Raw genomic sequence first — 16,455 nt, 5'->3', positions numbered from 1 at the left:
TCCCGCCGCCAATTTCATTGTTATGAAGAAGCGAAATTATGCCAAAGCAAAACGACAGGAGTTGACGATTATGTGACAGGAATGAAGCAATGAGCCCAGAACGAGACAGGCGCGGCTAGTGCACCGCGCCATGGTTTTTCTCTTCTTCTCCGCCTAGGTCAAGGTCCCAGGGCAGCGTCACCCAATAGCTGTCAGGATTGACCGTCTGACGTCGCAGCAGATTGAAAAACTTTGTCATATGCTCATCGCTGGCGTCAGATTGCCAGTACATCCGTCCGACAACATATCCCAGCCCCATCTGCCGCCAGCTATGATACATGCTCTGCACCGCCCTTGACGCGTGCAGAATACGCTCCCAAGCCTCCTCTTCGGACATCATGCCTACCAAATATCCCCAGCGGCACAAGGAAATATAGCGCGCAATATCCCACGCGGCGATGCCGGCTTCGCCCAGTGCGTTGGAAAAGCGGCGAATGATTTTCATATTAGCGCGAAGCGCTTCGTCTTCATTCGCTTCCCAAGCGGCTTTGTATTGCTCCGCCGTCAGCGGCATGACCTGCTCGCGCAGCTTATCGAAGCCCGCCCGGTGGCCGCCTTCCAATAGAAAGTCCAGTGTCTCCAACAGGCTGTCTCTGTCCGTCACCGACCACCATTGCTGCAGCCCCTCCTTCCAGGCCTGCACGCTTTCCGGCGTCGCCACTTCGCTCCCTAGCAAGTCATGCCGAGCCCGGTTGAACTCAGTCAGAATGGCGGAAACCGCCAGTCCCCATAGCTGGACGTCAGACAAGGGTTTATCTGGCGGCGTTCTGGCGGGGGACTCATTGCCGCCATCCGGGGCAGCGTTGGTGAAAACGCGCCAGTCTCCATCTGGGTGATGCGACCAAAACGCCTCTATCGGCCCTAGAAATCGCCCCAGACCTTGCGGAGTGAGTCCCTCCATCGTCCAGGCCCAATGCCGCATATCCGCCGCCAGCCACTCTTCCTCACCGGCATCGCGACGCAAGCGAAGATGCTCCGCCACGGTTTCCATATCGCAGTGCGTCCATATAATGCAGCCCATGGTCGCGTCCTTGTTCAACCACTCCTGAAACAAAGCGCCGTCCACCCGCAAAGGCAGCAGATAGTACTGCCCTTTTTCCAGATTGTATTGCCAGCGGATTGTATGCAGACCAAGCGACACTTGCGCCACTCGCTGATAGGGAATGTCTTCGCCCGGACACACCAGCCAATAGGCCTGCAATAACGGGTCATCCACAACTCGCTGGATAACCGCGTCACTGATTCGGTTGTGCTTTATCATTGCAGCGTTCCTTTGTACTGTTGCGACATCGCCCGCCAAGTATCGTCGGATAGGGCCTCAAACATCTGGTTCAGGTTAAACTCATACACTTGCCCACGCTCTCTGGCCTGATGGAACTCCGCCAATTGCAACATGTAGGGATAGCGAAAAGGACTGCCCTCCGCCAGTTGCTGAAATAAGATCAACGCCTGATAAAAAACCGTCATGCCTTCGTCTTCCGGCAAATCGCCGGCATGGGTCACCAACCGAGTTAATTGAGCGAACAGTGTATTCGCCAGACCAGGAGACCCCGTGACAGTCTCCTTCAACTCGCTGACCTGACCGTGCATGCCGCCGAGCAGCACGGGTAAGTTTTCGTCCTCAGGCGCAAACAAGCGCTCCACGGCTTCCGCCAGCCAGGTTTCCGACCCATCGCAACAGGCGGCGAGCTCAATTAAAGAAGCAGGAGCGTCCTCCTGTGTTTCTTCCTCGCAGACCGTCTCTTCATTCGAATCTTCAACGGGCTCTTCAACCGGCGTTGCTTCCGCCGCCTGTGGTTGAGAAGCCATCCATGCCTGTCCCCACTCCGCCCAGAAGTCTTTGAGCACATACAGCAGACTTGAGTTAACCGCCGGATGCTCCATTAAGGCCTGGGTCATGTTGGCGCATGTCTGCGGATCTTGCTCCGCAAGCCGGCGCAGCGAGCGGGCCAACATATTTTCTATGTAGTAATGCATGTCTGAAGTAATATCCGGCAACGTCGACAGCCGCCAGATAAGTTCTTCCGAGACATAACTTTCATCAAAGGCTTTTTGCGTGGCGCGACTGAGGTAATTGCGCCAATGTGAGTTGTCTTCATCCAGATCTTTGAAACGTAGCAGATTCAGCGCGGCGCACATGAAGTAGATAGCTGCGTTGGGACGCGACGCCAGCAAGGTCGACAGATAATTATCTTCATCCTCGCGCACCACTTTCTCCACAAACCAGGCTGCGGAGATGGACGGTTGCGGCGCATAAAACAAATTGATCAGGCTTTGCAGGAAGTAGCCTTCATCATGAAACATATCCTCGATCCACTGAGCGCTGAGTCTGCAAGGGCGTTCTTCACTTTCAGGGGAAGTTCGATAGCGGTGCAAAGACAATGAAAGGTTGCGCGCCCACTTCGCTGCGCGACGGGTCAACGTGGCGGACTCATAGGTCAGCGCCATCGTCAGCAGCGTGCGCAATACATGATAAGACCCCACCCCTCGCCGATAGGCCTGATATTCAGCAAACTGGGCTATAGCGCGATCCGTTTCTTCATCTTCCTGGGTTAAAGCGAACTCAAAGATTTTTTCCACCATTCTGGCGGAATATTCGCCACAATCTTCGCCGTCCAGAATCACTTCCAGATTATTGGCGTCGACGCTCAGTTTCTCCAATCCTTTGACCAGTGGCGAAATAACCCCGTTCGGCGCCTGAAACATAAATCTGGCGATCTTTCTGCGATCATAATCTCCATGACCTGCGCGGGCCACCAATTGCGTGGCGAGTCTTTCAAGCAACATGGGTTTGGAGGGCGAAATGTGCATCCAGATACTATCCTGGACGCCATCGAACTTAGAGCAGTCCAATTGTTCCAGCGCCCAATTCCATACCAGCATGTCTCCAGCCCTGGCGATGAGCTCGCAGAACAGGGTGGCGAACAGGTCAGCGGAGCCAAAGAAGTGGCGCGCAAACTCTGGCCCCATCTCCAACTCCGTCATAGAGCCGTCTTCAGGGGAACGATAGGTCATGCGCGTTCCCGCTGAATCGCGCAACAACTGGAAACAGGCGTTTGCATACAGAGGGGCTTTGGCGTTAAAGCTCTGCTGCAATATAAAACGCAAACACAGAAAACCTTCATGGCCGTCCAGATTAATCTGGCCGCAAAGAATCTGTCCCAGGGTTCTGCTGTATTGATCCAGCGTTCCGGCGCCAATCGCTTCAAGTATGAATTTACGCCAGGCTTCGATCATATTCAGAGGCATGGGCGTTCGGGACGCCGCATAGGCGATGGCCTCCAAATACTGCGGCTCCAGCGGATATTCCCCCATCGCTTCCAAAGCGCAACGTTGAGCGCCTTCGTCGCCGTGGACCAGCATACTGTATAGCCCATCCAGCAGCTGACTGCGCTGACAAATCGTCGCGATGCGCAAGTCATCCCGATCGTCCTGCGGCAGCGTCAGCAGTATCTGGATGGCGTAACGCCGCAAACGCTCGCCCACGGTCTCGTCTTCCAGGAGCCCCCACAAGGACAACCTTAACGCCTCCGGTAATGTCGACGACGTCTCCTCAGACAGTCGCCACAGAGCATACTCGCACTGCTCGCCGCGACGGGATATATAGCCAGCCAGTGCGCCAGAGCCTTGGCGCGCCAACAGGACTATCGCCTTGCACACAAGAGAGGGAAACGGTGAATTGAGGCTCTCAGAGAGCACCGCTTCATCCTCCAGCAACAATGCCGCAGAACAACGCAGATCAGCTTCCGCGGACGTCAGTGCTCCGTTCACGAAGGACATGACCTCCTCTTGCACAGCCTGCGGTAATTTCAGTTGTAGCAGTCGGGACAGAGACAACAGCGCGCAGGCCAGCCAGGCGCGTTCATTGTTTGGAGGGGCTGCCCATAACTTGAGCATGGATTGCAAACATTCCTGCGCTCGATCAACCTGCCTGAGCGGACCTGCCTCCGCCAGACGTCCCTGCGCCCGCCAATGACCAACAACATTAAAAGCCTCCGCCGCGATGACGCCTCCGGCCTGCATGGCCGCCAAGACTGCGTCAAACCAATGGCTTTCCAACTCCTCCGCGATATCGATTGCCGGGCAGCGCACCCACGCGATGCATGCGAGAATTCGCGTTGAGGACAAGGGGCTGGCGGCGGCGATTTCAGGAAGTCGTTCCAGCTGATTCTCGAATGGCCCTTGCGGCCCTGACTTCATCAAAGCGGACTGTTGATCATTCCACGGTAAGTGGCCAATCAGCTCATTTTCCAGATTGAAAACATGTTCCTTGAGCGTCAAATAGCGCTGACATAAACGCAGTTCGTCGATGCGATTGAGCGCCAGGGTGAGATGTTGATGGTACAGACTGTTGTAATGGTCGATGCGGTCCTGCGGCAGGCCCAGCAAACGCTCCCTTAATTGCAGCTGGTCCACCCCGGCCTGCTTTAACATACGAGCGACGCCGTAGTGCTCCGCCTCCGTCATTTCAAAGCCGCACTGCCGGCAGAACTTGCCCGGCGCGGTCAGCTTGGCGCACCAGCCACAGCGCACATCGGAACGCACAACGCCGCCGCATTCCACACAACTGTCGCCAGCGCGCCAGTCATTGGGTTGCTTCGCATGACATTGCTCGCAATACATTACATCCATTGAAAACACCTGTACTGAATCATGACGCAGACCGAATCACGTCAATCGATGATGCAAAAATAGAGTCGCAGCGCGCTGGCGCTGCGTAGAGAAACTTGATCGCTGCGGTTAAGAATGGCCGCGAAGACTGCGAATCCGTCCCCATAAAGTGTCTTTTTCATCTGCGGACAGGTCTCGCACCCGTTGCGCAATCTGATCTTTGGCGACGCCCTCTCGTTTTAGCATTACCGCGATTTCGAAGTCCGCCACCGGCACAAACTCAGCCCCACATGAACGACAGAAATTGCCGGGGCCGGACGCCGCACACCAATGACAGGTGGCGAAACGCTCGACCTGACGTCCGCAGGAAACGCACAGGTCGCCGCTTTTGTAATCTTTAGGCTGACGATGCTGACAATGCGCGCACTTCACGATGTCCGCGCTTTCAACGACGACGGACGGATTTAAAATAGATGAGGAAGCGGAAGTAGAGGTGGCGGCTTGAGGACCAACCGCCCAGGCCATCACTTCAGCGGCGACGTTTGGATCAAGGCCGGACAGTGCGGCCAGGGTGCCAGCATCGCCAACGGTGTGAAAGTCCTGCTTGCTTTCAATGCCAGCGTCCACTAACGCCTGAATGTTGTCGTCACTTAGGCCTTTAGCTTTCAATATATTCTGTTCTAGTTTGGAAAACGCCATAACTTCTCATCCGTTGGTCAAAGTAAAGGAGGGAATGTTTAGAAAGAGCATCTCTAAACTTAGCAAAGCCCTATCGTCAAACATAGGCTCAGTTTTTCACGTCGGTACGCCCTGCGCATTTTTAGGCGATAGCACAGCCAAACCAAGCGGCGTTTTTACGCAGAACCCGTCATCCGCCGGTGCGTTCCTGTGCGCCCGTTTCTTCCCAGCGCCTCAGACACAGGCCTTGCAGGCAGGCCAGCGGCCCTTCCATAGCGCGCTTTTTCGGATACGCCAGGCCGATCTCCAGCTCCAGATTCACATCTACCAACGGGCGCAATACGATGTCCTTGCGCTCACGGGTTTCCGGCCAGTCCGGCGCCAGCGCAGCGCCCACGCCAGCGCTGACCAGCCCCAACGCATACTCAATCGTGCGGATATTCGCCCGTGTCAGAAAGCTGATTTTGCGATGGCGCAATTCCTGTTGCAGGCTTTCCAGCGCATCACATGGACTGCGATGAATAAAGGGGAGATTATCCAGCTCCTCCAATGTTACTTGCTCCTGCAGACTGAGCGAATGCCCCGCCGGCAGCGCCAACAGATAGCGATCAAGCCAGATAGGTTGAAAGTGTTCGTCATCACGCAGATAGGCTGGCGTAATGATACGAGCGTCACAGGGCTCCTCGGGATTCACCAAGCTCAGTTCCAGCGACTCTACCGACTGAATCAGCTCTTTCAACAAAAAACTCATGCGCTCCGCCCCCAGTGAACGCATCAGACCAAGCGAAAATGGCATGGGCTGCGGCTTGTTGCGAAATAGTTGGGAGATCGCCTGCGCCTCGCTGGTGAGCTTTTTCGCCAGGGGGTAAAGACGCTGCGCCGAGTCACTGGGGTAGACGCCTTTGCTGTGACGGGAAAACAGCATCGTATCAAGATGCGCCTCCAGGTGCTGAATAGCGGCGGAGATAGAAGGCTGCGCCACATAACAACGCCTTGCAGCGGCAGAGATAGAACCCAACTCATACACCGCAATGAAGTAACGCAGTTCTCGTAAATCCATGACTGATACCCGGGCTTTGATATAGGAATTAACTATATCACATGCATATAAATAATATTTCTACTTTACCAACAGCGCTCGTATGCTAGACCTAAACTGGCGCGCGTATGGCGCGAACCCAATTCAGGAAAAGGTGATCCAATGAGCGCAAGCAAACCCCAATTCGACTGGAGCGATCCGTTTCTGCTGGAGACCCAGCTGACTGACGACGAGCGCATGATTCGGGACACGGCGCGCAACTATGCGCAGGAAAAGCTGATGCCCCGCATTCTTGAAGCCAACCGCAAGGAGATCTTCCATCGGGAGATCATGAGCGAGCTGGGCGAATTGGGTCTGCTAGGCTGCACTTTGCCCGAGGAATACGGCTGCGCCGGCACCAACCATGTCAGCTACGGACTGGTGGCCCGCGAAGTGGAGCGAGTGGACAGCGGCTATCGTTCCGCCATGAGCGTGCAATCCTCACTGGTGATGCACCCGATCTATGCCTATGGAAATGAAGATCAACGCAAAAAATACCTGCCTAAGCTGGCCTCCGGCGAGTGGGTAGGCTGCTTCGGCCTCACTGAGCCCGATTCCGGCTCCGACCCCGGCAGCATGCGCACCCGCGCAGAACGCGTCGCTGATGGTTACCTGCTCAAAGGAACCAAAATGTGGATCACCAATTCCCCTATCGCCGACGTGATGGTGGTATGGGCGAAGCTGGAAGGAGAGATTCGCGGATTTATTCTGGAAAAAGGCATGAAAGGCCTGACTGCGCCGAAAATTGAAGGCAAGTTTTCTCTGCGCGCCTCTATTACCGGCGAGATTGTGATGGACGACGTTTTTGTTCCTGAAGCCAATATGCTGCCCAATGCCTCCGGGTTGAAGGGCCCCTTCGGCTGTCTCAACAAAGCTCGCTACGGTATCGCCTGGGGCGCTTTGGGCGCGGCGGAATTCTGTTGGACCCAGGCGCGTCAGTATTGCCTTGACCGCAAGCAGTTTGGCCGTCCGTTGGCGGCGAATCAGCTTATTCAACTGAAACTCGCCAACATGCAAACGGAAATCAGCATTGGTCTGCAGGGTTGCTTACAGGCCGGTCGCCTGATGGATGAAGGGCGTTGCGCGCCGGAGCTGATTTCACTGATCAAACGCAACTCTTGCGGCAAAGCCCTGGATATCGCCCGCATCGCCCGCGACATGCACGGCGGCAACGGCATCGCCGACGAATTCCACGTCATACGCCATGTGTGCAACCTGGAAGCGGTGAACACTTACGAGGGCACGCACGATATCCACGCCCTGATTTTAGGACGTGCGCAAACCGGCATTCAGGCATTCACCGGCGCTTAAACGCGCCGGCCCCACGCCATCAATACATAAACAGCTTTTCCAAGAACTGAATCAGGCTGAGGTAGCTCTTCATGCAAAACCGGGCTGAAGTGGTGGAACAAAACTTTCTTCGTCGCGTCAACGCAGGGGATCTACCCGCCCCACTGTCCGACACCTCCCCGCAACAGGCTGGCTTGAGTCCGGCGCAGGCGGCGGCGATATTCGAATCCCAGGCGCTCTCGCGCATTCTGGATCTGCACTCGCGCAAGTTGCAGGCCCGGGGAGAAAGTTTCTACACCATCGGCAGTTCCGGCCATGAGGGCAATGCCGCCATTGCTGCGGCGTTCCGGCACAACGACATGGCCTTTCTGCATTACCGGGACGCCGCCTTTATGATTCAGCGCAGCAAGCAGGTTCCAGGGCAGACTATCGCCTGGGACTTCCTGCTCAGTTTCGCCGCGTCCGCGGAAGACCCTATCGCTGGCGGACGCCACAAAGTACTGGGTTCAAAATCGCTGTTCATTCCTCCGCAAACCAGCACCATCGCGTCGCATCTGCCGAAGGCGGTGGGCGCAGCGTACAGCATCGGCCTCAACCGTCGCCTCAAGCTCAATGGCGAAATGCCTGACGACGCGGTAGTTCTGTGCAGTTTTGGCGACGCGTCGCTGAATCATTCAACAGCTCAAGGGGCCATTAATACGTCATGCTGGACCGCCTACCAGCGCGTACCGCTGCCTTTATTGTGGGTCTGCGAAGATAACGGCATCGGCATTTCCGTACGCACGCCCCAGGGCTGGGTGGAAGCGAACATGAGCCGCCGCCCCGGTCTGCATTACCTGCGTTGCGACGGACTGAATTTTGCGGATGTCTACGCCGCCGCCCGCCACGCTGAAAGCCTCGTCAGAAAACGCCGCGAACCTGCATTTCTGCACATGTCCTGCGTGCGTCTGATGGGGCATGCAGGTTCCGATGCCCAGCAGGCTTATCTGAGCATGAAAGAAATCGAAGCCCACGAAGCGCAGGATCCCTTACTGCACTCTGCGCGCCTTCTCATTGAGCATGGGATATTGAGCGCTCACGACATTATCGAGATGTATCAGAGCACCACAGAGCGCGTGGTAAAGGCGGCGGAGGAAGCGATCAGGCGCCCCAAATTACTGACCAGCAAATCCGTGATGGCCAGCCTGACGCCGCCGCGTCGCGCCGTGGCGGCGCAAACGGAATACGACGACGCTTACCAGGAAGCGCGCGAGCGCATATTCGCCCGCGAGCGCGTGCAGATGGAGTCGCCGCAACATACCGCCCGCCTGATCAACTGGGCCCTCAGCGATTTGATGTTGAGTCACACCGACATCATCCTCGCTGGTGAAGATGTCGGTCGCAAAGGCGGCGTATACGGCGTCACCCAAAAGCTGCAGGAGAAGTTCGGCTCCCACCGCGTCATCGATACGCTGTTGGACGAACAAAGCATTCTCGGACTGGGCATTGGCGTCGCCCACAACCGTTTGCTGCCCATCGTGGAAATCCAGTTTCTCGCATACGTACACAACGCCGAAGACCAACTGCGCGGGGAAGCCGCCACCCTGAGCTTCTTCTCCCAAGGGCAGTTCACCAATCCCATGGTGGTGCGTATCGCCGGTCTGGCCTATCAGAAAGGATTTGGCGGACACTTCCATAACGACAACTCCTTTAACGTGTTCCGCGATATCCCCGGCCTGATTGTGGCCTGTCCCTCCAACGGCTGGGATGCAGTGTCCATGCTGCGTGAATCCGTCCGTCTGGCCCGAGAAGAACAACGCGTGGTGATATTCCTCGAACCCATCGCCCTGTACATGACTCGCGATTTACACGAAGAAGGCGACGGTCAGTGGACTTACCCCTACTTACCGCCACAGGAAAACCAGCACATTGGCTTCGGGCAAATCGGCCAATGGGGCAAGGGCAAAGATCTGGCGATCATCACCTATGGCAATGGCTACTATCTGAGCCGTCAGGCGGCGAAAGCGCTGGAGCAGGATGGCGTACGCCTGCGCATCATCGATCTGCGCTGGCTACTGCCGCTGCCGGAAGACGCGTTGTTAGAGGCCATTGAAGGCTGTGAGCGGGTTTTAGTGGTGGATGAGTGCCGACGCACAGGATCTGTCAACGAGGAAATCATGACCCTGCTCATGGAGTCCGGCTGGGATCGTACACAAGTCAGCCGTCTGTGCGCGGAGGACTCCTTCATTCCCCTGGGTCGCGCCGCCACCTGTACATTGCCCGACAGAGACGGCATCGTCGAGGCGGCCAGGGCTCTGCTCGGCCATATCCTCCTGGCGAAAGCGGAATAATCAGACGAAAGCGGAATAACTCGTAGAGACAATTAAAAGCGTGCGGAACACAAGATGAAAGAAAGAATCGCCATTGTCTGCCCCGGTCGCGGCACCTACAACCAGAATGAGCTGGGCTACTTGAAACGCAATCATGGCGACAGGTTCGCCCTGCTCAGCGAGTTCGACGCCTATCGCGCGCAACAGGGACAGGCGACGCTTAGCGACCTGGATGGCCGCGACAAATATTCGCTGAAAGAGCACTCGTCCGGGGACAACGCATCCGCCCTAATCTACGCCTGCGCTTACGCGGACTTTCTCAGTATCGATCGCGACCGCTACGATATTGTCGCCGTCACCGGCAACAGCATGGGCTGGTACATCGCACTGGCCTGCGCCGGCGCGCTGGCGCCCATGGACGCCCTGCATCTGATCAATCACATGGGCGTGGCGATGCACAACGCGCTTATCGGCGGCCAGTTGGTCTACACCCTGCTTGATCCGCAATGGAATCCGCTTCCCGGTCGACGTGAACAGGTTCTGGCGCTTCTTAACGACATTAATGACGAACTTGGGACAGAAGAGGCCTTTGTCTCTATAGAGCTGGGCGGCATGCTGGTGCTGGCCGGCAGCGATCGCGCCTGCAAAATGATGATGACGCAACTGCCACCGGAGCAGGAGCGTTTCCCGATGAAGCTGCATAACCACGCCGCGTTCCATACGCCCTTGCAAAATCCCGTTATGCAGCAGGCCCGCCGGGAACTCACCTCTGCGCCGTTTCGCGCGCCCCAGACGCCGTTAGTGGACGGGCGCGGCGTCATCTGGACGCCCTGGAGCACGGACACGCAGGCATTGTGGGATTACACGCTGGGCCACCAGGTCGTTGAGACCTATGATTTCACCAAAGCAGTGGAAGTCACGCTGAAAGAATTCGCCCCGGACCGCGTTGTCGTACTTGGTCCTGGCGACACCCTGGGCGGCTCAGTGGCGCAAACCATGGCGCGCACTCACTGGCGCGGCGTCGAGGATAAACACAGCTTCTCCGCGAGACAGAGCGCCGACCCGGTTCTGCTGGCCATGGGACGTGAAGAACAAGCGACTCCCCTGCGTAAAAAATAACGCCGGGGATTTTGCCTGTTGATTCACCGCCGGAGCTTTTGTAAGCTACTGGGCGGTTACGATATTGTTCATGCACCAGAGACCCATGTTTCAGTGAATATAAAAAACGTCCTGAACATCTTTCTTCCCTCCTCCGTCTGGACTCGATGGCGCTAGGCGCCGCACATCTCTTTTTTGCCGTTCCATCGGCATGCCTATATTTCAAATCTTTGTATTTTAGTGCTTAGCTTATTCGAGCTCGGAGGCGAGATTCATCATGACACCCGAACAATTGGCCGCCTATCATCAGGCGGGATATAACCGCGTCCCGGTCGTCCGCGAAGTAATGGCGGACCTGGACACCCCGCTGTCCACCTATCTGAAACTGGCCAACGCGCCCTATACCTACCTACTGGAATCCGTCCAGGGCGGCGACAAGTGGGGGCGTTACTCGATTATTGGTCTGCCCTGTCGCAGCGTGCTGAAGGTCAACGGCCATCAGATCAATGTCTATGAAGACAATGCGCTGGTTGAATCCACCGAATGCGCAGACCCGCTGGCCTATATCGAAACCTTCCAGCAACGTTTCAAAGTGCCGGACGTAGAGGGTCTGCCCCGTTTCAACGGTGGACTGGTGGGCTACTTCGGCTACGACACCATCCGCTACATTGAACCGAAGCTGGCCAAAAGCACGCCGCCGGACCCACTGGGCACGCCGGATATTCTATTGATGGTGTCGGATGAGCTGGTGGTGTTCGATAACCTGAGCGGCCGACTAATGTTGATTCATCATGCCGACCCCGGCGCGGCGGAAGCCAGCGAACGCGCCCAGGCCCGCCTGGATGAGCTGGAAACTCTGTTGCGACGTCCTATTCCCGAGCATAACCTGCACGTACAGCAGGACCTGCAGATCGCGGAGGAGGATTTCGCCTCCGGTTTCACGCAGCCCAACTTCGAAGCCGCCGTGGAAAAGATCAAGGAATACGTGCTGGCGGGAGACGTGATGCAAACGGTGATATCCCAACGTATGTCCGTCCCCTTCACCGCTGAGCCCATCAACCTGTATCGTTCCCTCCGCTGCCTCAACCCTTCTCCTTATATGTACCATCTGGATCTCGGCGATTTTCATGTGGTCGGCTCCTCACCGGAAATTCTGGCGCACCTGGAAGACGGCGTCGCCACCGTGCGGCCCATCGCCGGCACTCGCAAACGGGGAGCGACAGAGGCGGAAGACAAAGCGCTGGAAGAAGAACTGCTGGCGGACCCAAAAGAGCTCGCTGAGCACCTGATGCTGATCGACCTGGGCCGTAACGATGTCGGCCGCGTCAGCGATATCGGCAGCGTCGAACTGACCGACAAGATGGTGATCGAGCGCTACTCCCATGTGATGCATATCGTCTCCAACGTCACCGGCAAACTACGCCAGGGCCTGAGCGCCATTGACGTACTGCGCGCCACCCTGCCCGCCGGTACGCTGAGCGGCGCCCCGAAAATCCGCGCCATGGAGATCATCGACGAACTGGAGCCCGTCAAACGCGGCGTTTACGGCGGCGCTATCGGATATCTGTCCTGGAACGGCAACATGGACACCGCCATCGCTATTCGCACAGCGGTTATCAAGGACAAGACGCTTTATATTCAGGCCGGAGCTGGCGTGGTCGCCGATTCCGTGCCGCGCCTGGAATGGAAGGAAACCCTCAACAAAGGCCGCGCCGTATTCCGGGCCGTGGCCATGGCGCAAAAAGGGCTATGAGCCTTCTATCACATGACGGCGAATATACAGACAGAATTTTGAGGGTTTGAACATGTTGGTGATGATTGATAATTACGACTCTTTTACTTACAACGTCGTACAGTACCTGGGCGAGCTGGGCGCTGACGTGCGCGTCTACCGCAACGATGAGATCACGATAGAAGAAATTGAGGCGCTGCAACCGCAGCATTTGGTGATTTCCCCCGGCCCCTGCACCCCCAATGAGGCGGGGATTTCCGTCGCGGCGATCAAGCATTTCGCCGGCAAACTTCCTATCCTGGGCGTATGTCTGGGCCATCAAAGCATCGGCCAGGCGTTCGGCGGTGAAGTGATTCGCGCCGGCAAAGTCATGCATGGCAAGACCTCCAAGGTGTATCACAATGACGTTGGCGTATTCAAAGGCCTCAACAATCCGTTTGAAGCGACCCGCTATCACTCACTGGTGATCCGCTCGGACAGCCTCCCGGATTGCCTGGAAGTCACCGCCTGGACCCAGAATGAAGACGGCGGTCTGGAAGAAATCATGGGCGTGCGTCACAAGGAACTGGCGATAGAAGGCGTGCAATTCCACCCGGAGTCCATTCTCACGGAGCAGGGCCACGACTTACTGCGCAACTTCTTGCAGCAATCGGTCAACCGCTAAGCCAGAGATCAGCCAACGGCGTAAGCTTAGGTTTAATTGCGCGCCGGATAAGAAAACAACATAGTCTAAAAACTACGAGGAATTGCGCCATGGATATCAAAGCCGCTATCGCCAAAGTTGTCGATAGAAAAGACCTCACCACCGAAGAAATGATTGAGGTCATGCAGCAGATCATGACCGGACAGGCCACTCCCGCACAGATTGGCGGGTTCTTGGTGGCGCTGAGATTCAAAAGTGAAAGCGTCGGCGAAATCACCGGCGCCGCCCAGGTCATGCGCCAGCTGGCCAGCAAAGTCGACATCAATGATCCACACCTGGTGGACACCTGCGGCACCGGGGGCGATGGCTCCAACCTGTTCAACGTCAGCACCGCCGCCGCCTTCGTGGTGGCCGCCGCCGGCGGTAAAGTCGCCAAGCACGGCAACCGCAGCGTCAGCAGCCGCTCCGGCAGCGCCGACGTACTGGAAGCCGCCGGGATCAACCTGGATATGAACACCGAGCAGGTCGCCCGCGCCATCAAGGAAATCGGCGTTGGTTTTCTGTTCGCCCCGGCCCACCACAGCGCCATGAAGCACGCGATCGGGCCTCGACGGGAAATGGGCATCCGCACCATCTTCAACATGCTCGGCCCCCTGACCAACCCCGCCGGCGTGACCAAACAGGTCATCGGCGTATTCAACCCATTGCTGTGCCTGCCGCTGGCGGAAGTCCTGCAACGGCTGGGCAGCACGCACGTTCTGGTTGTCTCCGCCGCGGACGGCCTGGACGAAATCAGTCTCGCCTGCGAAACCCACGTGGCGGAACTGAAAGACGGTAAAATCACCGAATACACGCTTACTCCAGAAGACGCAGGAATCATGCGCCGCTCTCTGGACGGCCTGACCGTGACCAGCGCCGAGGAAAGCCTGAAACTGATTGAAGCAGCGCTGACCAAAGCGACGGATCAAACGTCACAAAAAGCCCGGGATATTGTCGCCCTGAACGCCGGGGCGGCGATTTACGCCGCAGACCTGGCCCGCTCCTTCCAAGAAGGCGTGGAAATGGCCCAGGACGCGATTGGTTCCGGGCTGGCCTTTGCTAAACTAAAAGAGCTGGCCAGTTTTTCGGCCTGCTTTAAGGAAGAGGAATAAAGGTCAACCTATGAACGACACGCCTACGATTCTGAGAAAGATCATTGACCGTAAGAAACAGGAAGTGGAAGCGCTCAAGTTGCGCCAGCCTTTGTCCGTTCTGAAAGACGGCCTGCACCGGGCGGGCCCGGTGCGCGGCTTCGCCCGCGCCATCGAAAAGCGGTTTCAGCACAATGCCCCGGCGGTCATCGCTGAGATCAAGAAGGCCTCTCCCAGCAAGGGGGTGATTCGGGAAAATTTCGATCCCGAAGCCATCGCCAAAAGCTATGAACAAGGCGGAGCCGCCTGCCTTTCCGTTCTCACTGATATTGATTTCTTTCAGGGCGCTGACCAATACCTGATTCAGGCTCGCAGCGCTACGTCTCTGCCAGTGCTGCGCAAGGATTTCATCGTGGATGAGTATCAGGTATATGAAAGTCGCCTGCTCAATGCGGACTGTATTCTGTTGATCGCTGCAGCGCTGACGCCGCAGCAAATGAAGAGCTATTGCGCCAAGGCCAGGGAGATTGATCTGGACGTACTGGTGGAAGTGCATAACGCCCAGGAGCTGGAATACGCTTTGGAGTTGAATACGCCGTTGGTTGGCATCAACAACCGCGATCTGCACACCTTTGAGGTATCCCTTGATACAACCATCAACCTGTTGGACCGCATCCCGGAAGACCGCATTGTCGTGACGGAAAGCGGCATCCATACGCCAGAAGATGTGGCCTTGATGCAGCACCACCGGGTTAATACATTCCTGGTGGGCGAGTCCTTCATGCGCGCGGACGACCCTGGGGCGAAATTGCGCGAGCTGTTTCTCTGACCGCAACTGTGAAAGACAGGACCAGCCATACGCAGGTCCTGTCGACGCAGGAAAATGAATAGTAAGAAGCTATTTGCCTGTCGGATGAATACCAGACCCGTCTTGTTGCGGCGCCGACGCCGCTTCAATCTCCTGCTGCAACCATTGCGTAAAATGCCTTAACGCCGCATTACCACGGGAACGCGTAGGCATGACCAGTAAATAGCGCTGATCTATCTTCAGACTAAAATCGAACAGTCTGACCAACCTCCCGGCATTCAGCTCTTCCTGCACCAGTATTCTGCGCACCAAAGCGACGGCCTGCCCCGCCAAGGCAAGACGAATCACCTGACTGGAGTCAGAAATAATAATGCGGCGGCGCGGCTCCAGATCGGGATGTCCCGCGGCTCTCTTCCAGGCGCTCCAGTTGAAGCTGTCCGGCGCATCGGAGTCCACCAAGACATGATCTTTCAGCACGCGCAGGTCGCTACCAATCCCCTTGGCCAGCTCCGGGCTCGCAGCGAGAAAGATTTCCTCTTCCGCCAGATCTTTCACAATCAGTTCGGGAAAGGTGCGGGAGCTGAAACGTATGCCGGCGTCCACATCTACATCGCGGAAGTCCACCACCTCATTGGACATGGCGATGCGGATATCAATGTCGGGAAACTCAGCGTTGAATTTATGCAATCGAGGAATCAACCAGGCGCTGGCGAAGGACGGCAATACGCTGACGGTAACCTGGTTGCAGCAACGGCGAATCGTCTCCACCCCCTCCTCCAGATGATCGAACCCCTTGCGTAGGTGCGGCCCCAGTCGTAACGCCGTCTGCGTTGGCATCAGACTCCTTGCGCCGCGCTCAAACAAGGGGCCGAACTCTTCTTCCAGCGCCTTAACATGCTGACTGACCGCCGACTGGGTTACGCTCAGTCTTTCCGCCGCCGCCGTAAATGAGCCAGTGCGCAACACCACATCCAGCACCCACAGAGACTTTAACTGATGAACCAACCTACTCATAAGTTTTACTAATCCATGAATTAGG

12 protein-coding genes are annotated in these 16,455 nt (G+C 56.7%); 7 read left to right on the top strand and 5 right to left on the bottom strand.

Features of this window, described 5'->3' with window-relative positions; all coding sequences use genetic code 11:
- Window positions 1-115: 115 nt before the first annotated feature.
- From O5O45_RS29610 to O5O45_RS29595, 4 genes are all read right to left on the bottom strand, one after another.
- Complete coding sequence (locus O5O45_RS29610) at window positions 116-1,300, bottom strand: DUF1266 domain-containing protein (RefSeq protein ID WP_305902857.1); 1,185 nt, start codon at window positions 1,298-1,300, stop codon at window positions 116-118.
- Complete coding sequence (locus tag O5O45_RS29605) at window positions 1,297-4,671, bottom strand: zinc ribbon domain-containing protein (RefSeq protein ID WP_305902856.1); 3,375 nt, start codon at window positions 4,669-4,671, stop codon at window positions 1,297-1,299. The genes O5O45_RS29610 and O5O45_RS29605 overlap by 4 nt, the downstream gene beginning before the upstream one ends.
- A 108-nt stretch (window positions 4,672-4,779) precedes the next feature.
- Window positions 4,780-5,349 carry a zinc ribbon domain-containing protein gene (locus O5O45_RS29600; RefSeq protein WP_305902855.1) on the bottom strand — a complete coding sequence of 190 codons (570 nt, stop codon included), beginning with the start codon at window positions 5,347-5,349 and terminating at the stop codon, window positions 4,780-4,782.
- 169 nt (window positions 5,350-5,518) lie between these two features.
- Window positions 5,519-6,388: a LysR family transcriptional regulator gene (locus O5O45_RS29595; protein WP_305902854.1), complete on the bottom strand. Its 870-nt coding sequence runs from the start codon at window positions 6,386-6,388 to the stop codon at window positions 5,519-5,521.
- A gap of 141 nt (window positions 6,389-6,529) precedes the next feature.
- On the opposite strand from O5O45_RS29595, the gene O5O45_RS29590 reads away from it, so the two are divergent.
- The 7 genes from O5O45_RS29590 to trpC all read left to right on the top strand — a co-directional run bounded on the left by O5O45_RS29590 (window position 6,530) and on the right by trpC (window position 15,437).
- Complete coding sequence (locus O5O45_RS29590) at window positions 6,530-7,717, top strand: acyl-CoA dehydrogenase (protein WP_305902853.1); 1,188 nt, start codon at window positions 6,530-6,532, stop codon at window positions 7,715-7,717.
- 71 nt (window positions 7,718-7,788) lie between these two features.
- Window positions 7,789-10,026: a thiamine pyrophosphate-dependent enzyme gene (locus O5O45_RS29585; RefSeq protein ID WP_305902852.1), complete on the top strand. Its 2,238-nt coding sequence runs from the start codon at window positions 7,789-7,791 to the stop codon at window positions 10,024-10,026.
- Window positions 10,027-10,080: 54 nt separating this feature from the next.
- On the top strand, window positions 10,081-11,124 hold the full coding sequence (locus O5O45_RS29580) for an ACP S-malonyltransferase (RefSeq protein ID WP_305902851.1): 1,044 nt from the start codon (window positions 10,081-10,083) through the stop codon (window positions 11,122-11,124).
- Between the two features lie 256 nt (window positions 11,125-11,380).
- On the top strand, window positions 11,381-12,856 hold the full coding sequence (gene trpE / locus O5O45_RS29575) for an anthranilate synthase component I (protein WP_305902850.1): 1,476 nt from the start codon (window positions 11,381-11,383) through the stop codon (window positions 12,854-12,856).
- A gap of 52 nt (window positions 12,857-12,908) precedes the next feature.
- Entirely contained in the window at window positions 12,909-13,499 is a 591-nt protein-coding gene (locus tag O5O45_RS29570; protein WP_305902849.1) for an anthranilate synthase component II, read from the top strand.
- Between the two features lie 89 nt (window positions 13,500-13,588).
- Window positions 13,589-14,629: an anthranilate phosphoribosyltransferase gene (gene trpD, locus O5O45_RS29565; protein WP_305902848.1), complete on the top strand. Its 1,041-nt coding sequence runs from the start codon at window positions 13,589-13,591 to the stop codon at window positions 14,627-14,629.
- Window positions 14,630-14,639: 10 nt separating this feature from the next.
- Window positions 14,640-15,437, top strand: coding sequence for an indole-3-glycerol phosphate synthase TrpC (gene trpC, locus O5O45_RS29560; protein WP_305902847.1), 798 nt, complete (start codon window positions 14,640-14,642; stop codon window positions 15,435-15,437).
- Window positions 15,438-15,506: 69 nt separating this feature from the next.
- Here the strand turns inward: trpC and O5O45_RS29555 are convergent, their stop codons facing one another.
- A complete protein-coding gene (locus tag O5O45_RS29555; protein ID WP_305902846.1) occupies window positions 15,507-16,430 on the bottom strand; it encodes a LysR substrate-binding domain-containing protein in 924 nt (307 codons plus the stop codon).
- Window positions 16,431-16,455: the final 25 nt, after the last annotated feature.

The sequence above is a fragment of the Hahella sp. HNIBRBA332 genome, from assembly GCF_030719035.1.
In the GTDB taxonomy this organism is placed as follows: domain Bacteria; phylum Pseudomonadota; class Gammaproteobacteria; order Pseudomonadales; family Oleiphilaceae; genus Hahella.
This window is presented reverse-complemented; position numbering and strand designations above follow the sequence as displayed.

Excerpts from the sequence above, each read along its gene's own strand:
- O5O45_RS29610 (WP_305902857.1), bottom strand. The coding sequence starts at position 1,300 with ATGATAAAGCACAACCGAATCAGTGACGCGGTTATCCAGCGAGTTGTG.
- O5O45_RS29605 (WP_305902856.1), bottom strand. The coding sequence starts at position 4,671 with ATGGATGTAATGTATTGCGAGCAATGTCATGCGAAGCAACCCAATGAC.
- O5O45_RS29600 (WP_305902855.1), bottom strand. The coding sequence starts at position 5,349 with ATGGCGTTTTCCAAACTAGAACAGAATATATTGAAAGCTAAAGGCCTA.
- O5O45_RS29595 (WP_305902854.1), bottom strand. The coding sequence starts at position 6,388 with ATGGATTTACGAGAACTGCGTTACTTCATTGCGGTGTATGAGTTGGGT.
- O5O45_RS29590 (WP_305902853.1), top strand. The coding sequence starts at position 6,530 with ATGAGCGCAAGCAAACCCCAATTCGACTGGAGCGATCCGTTTCTGCTG.
- O5O45_RS29585 (WP_305902852.1), top strand. The coding sequence starts at position 7,789 with ATGCAAAACCGGGCTGAAGTGGTGGAACAAAACTTTCTTCGTCGCGTC.
- O5O45_RS29580 (WP_305902851.1), top strand. The coding sequence starts at position 10,081 with ATGAAAGAAAGAATCGCCATTGTCTGCCCCGGTCGCGGCACCTACAAC.
- trpE (WP_305902850.1), top strand. The coding sequence starts at position 11,381 with ATGACACCCGAACAATTGGCCGCCTATCATCAGGCGGGATATAACCGC.
- O5O45_RS29570 (WP_305902849.1), top strand. The coding sequence starts at position 12,909 with ATGTTGGTGATGATTGATAATTACGACTCTTTTACTTACAACGTCGTA.
- trpD (WP_305902848.1), top strand. The coding sequence starts at position 13,589 with ATGGATATCAAAGCCGCTATCGCCAAAGTTGTCGATAGAAAAGACCTC.
- trpC (WP_305902847.1), top strand. The coding sequence starts at position 14,640 with ATGAACGACACGCCTACGATTCTGAGAAAGATCATTGACCGTAAGAAA.
- O5O45_RS29555 (WP_305902846.1), bottom strand. The coding sequence starts at position 16,430 with ATGAGTAGGTTGGTTCATCAGTTAAAGTCTCTGTGGGTGCTGGATGTG.